The 2,959-nt window shown below is 50.7% G+C and carries 2 protein-coding genes; both read right to left on the bottom strand.

Annotated features, from left to right (window positions below; genetic code table 11):
• Positions 1 to 215 precede the first annotated feature (215 nt).
• Positions 216 to 380: a hypothetical protein gene (locus ACUVQO_RS22930; RefSeq protein ID WP_445928135.1), complete on the bottom strand. Its 165-nt coding sequence runs from the start codon at positions 378 to 380 to the stop codon at positions 216 to 218.
• 170 nt (positions 381 to 550) lie between these two features.
• Positions 551 to 2,467: a tRNA uridine-5-carboxymethylaminomethyl(34) synthesis enzyme MnmG gene (gene mnmG, locus ACUVQO_RS22935; protein WP_445928136.1), complete on the bottom strand. Its 1,917-nt coding sequence runs from the start codon at positions 2,465 to 2,467 to the stop codon at positions 551 to 553.
• Positions 2,468 to 2,959 lie beyond the last annotated feature (492 nt).

A 2,959-nucleotide genomic window follows, 5' to 3' on the forward strand; every position in this document is an offset into this window, starting at 1 on the left:
GACTACACTCACCCGGTCTGCCAACGCAGACTCAGTACCATCCAGGTTTTCAGTAACCTGCGTCAGCAGATTTTCTCCGGGTAGCCTCGACTTCAATCGTCAGGGTGAAAAAGAGAATGGCTTTTAAAACATCCTCTTAAAGTCATACCAATTCTTTTTGAGGACAGTATTCGCATCATTATCATTCGCTTTTCCTGAGTTCTCTGCTTTTACCGTTATAGAGATTTTGGTAACTGACTAAACTTTTCAATTATGACCTGTTCGGCGTGCTTTAAATCAAGCGGCAACTCCACCTTGGGAGCAACTATTTTCGTCTTACTCTCTGTTTCAAGTAGTTTTCCCATTGTTTCAGCATTGACTCCCAGGTCTGCTGCTGCCACTGCCACCTTGCTCGGGGGATGTCCCTGCCTGTTCTACCAGTTCTTTTCAGGATATGGGATTATCGTATCCTGCTACTGCGATCGGGATAGCTGAGCAGCACTGAATTGCTCCAGAGTGATCACCAGATCCCCTTCGGCATTCAGCACAAAATCCGTTAACGCTGCGAGGTTTAACTACCGCTTTTAGCGGCAATCTGATTTTGTCGAGCCTGCACTTCCAGGTAAACAAGCAGGGCATTGATATCTGCCGGATTGACACCACCGATGCGAGTGGCCTGTCCGATCGACAGAGGACGAATTTTAGCCAGCTTTTCGCGGGCTTCCTTGGAGAGAGTGGAAATGGCGTGGTAATCCAGATCCGGGGGGAGCTTGCGGTGTTCCTGACGGGCGATCGCATCAATCTGGTGCTGTTGCCGCTGAATGTAGCCGGAATACTTGATATCGATTTCGGCCCCTTCTTGCTCGGCTCGATCAATGTCTGGATTGCCCAGTCCAAACTGCTCCAGGTTGACATAATGAAAGCCCGGTTTCCGCAACAATTCGGCCAGGGTAATCGAGCCTTTAATCGCCTGTCCCGTATGGGCCGCGATCGCCTGACCTAGGTCGTCATGTTCCTTGACGCGAGTTTCGTGCAAGCGTTCTTTTTCAGCGGCAATGTTGGCCTGCTTGTGCTGAAACAGTTGCCAGCGGCGATCGTCAATTAAGCCAATTTCTCGGCCTAAAGGAGTGAGTCGCTGATCGGCGTTATCCGATCGCAAAATCAGGCGATATTCCGATCGAGAAGTCAGCATCCGATAGGGTTCCCGCAAATCCTTGGTACAGAGGTCATCAATCAGGGTGCCAATGTAACTCTGTTCGCGGGGAAAAGTAATCATCTGCTGACCTCGAACAAAGCGAGCGGCATTGATTCCAGCCACAATACCCTGCGCTGCCGCTTCTTCATACCCTGTTGTGCCATTGATTTGCCCTGCACAGAATAATCCCTCGATTTTTTTAGTCATCAAGGTGGGGTAGCACTGGGTTGCGGGCAGGTAATCGTACTCCACAGCATAAGCCGGTCGCAGCATGGTGCAGTGTTCTAGACCGGGGAGCGATCGCAACATTTGCAACTGAATCGCTTCCGGTAATCCGGTGGAAAAGCCCTGCACATAGATTTCATGACTGTCCCGTCCTTCCGGTTCCAGAAAAATTTGGTGGCTTTCCTTATCGGCAAACCGCACAATTTTGTCCTCAATGCTGGGACAGTAGCGCGGCCCTTTTGCATCCACCCAGCCGCCATAAACTGGGGAAAGGTGTAAGTTTTCTTGAATGATTCGGTGCGTTTCAGCCGTGGTGCGAGTCAGGTAGCAATTCATGGATGCTCGCTCTACCCACACTTTCGGATCAAAGCTGAACCAGCGAATCTCCGGATCACTGGGCTGGGGTTCCAGTGTGTCAAAGTGAATTGAACGGCGATCGACCCTGGCAGGTGTGCCTGTTTTCAAGCGGCCTGTCTCAAATCCCAATCGATTGAGAGTTTCTGTCAGTCCTTCTGCCGCAAACTCTCCGGCTCGACCCGCTGGCATGGACTTATTGCCCACCCAGATGCGTCCGCCCAAGAAGGTACCCGTTGTCAGAATCACCGCTTTGCACTCAAAGGCAACCCCAAAATAGGTCTGTACGCCGATGACTTCATCATTCTGACCCAACACCAGATCCGTGACCATACCCTCGCGCACCGTGAGATTGGGTTGATTGTCCACAATCCCTTTCATCACGGCGGCATATTCCCGCTTGTCTGTCTGTGCCCGCAATGCCCAGACGGCTGGCCCCCTGGAAGAATTGAGAATGCGCTTTTGCAAGTAGGTGCGATCGGCCATTTTGCCAATCTCGCCACCTAACGCATCGACTTCATGCACTAATTGCGATTTCGCAGGGCCACCGACTGCCGGATTACAGGGCTGCCATGCAATTTTATCCAGGTTCAGTGTCAACAGCAGGGTGCGGCATCCCAACCGGGCCGTTGCCAGAGCCGCTTCACAGCCGGAGTGTCCGGCTCCAACCACAACCACATCAAACGTATCCAAAAATTCCACAGGCGGAGTCATGAGTTGCAAGAGTACAAGGCTTCAGACTTTTATTTTAGAAGGTCACTGCGATAGTGGGTGAATTGTCCCCATTGCCAGAATCTACCTGTAGGGGTGGGGAGTGGGTGGATGGGCCGAATCCTCTATCTACCCTTTCCCTTCTGGACAAAAGATCGATTAAGCAACCGGGAGAATTGGCAAAGTTTCTGCAAAGAGAGTCCGTAAAAACCCTCATCCGAAGGGGAGATTCAGTATATTTATGCAATAACGCGATCGTGAAATCACTAATTTGAGCTTAATAATAATATACCAAGCTATCGCCAGCAGGTTATCCGATCGAGTCGTGGTTTTTTTTTGTATAGTGTGTTTTTTTTTTTTTTTTTTTTGGTTTGTTTTTTTGTTTGTGTGGGGGGGGTGGGGGGGCGGGCCCCCCCCCCAAAGAGAAAGGGTTGAGCAATGGCGAAATGGTTAGGTATGTTCGGTGCGGAGCACGTTCTCGATGCGGTGGATGTG

It is taken from the genome of Leptodesmis sp. (assembly GCF_052746595.1).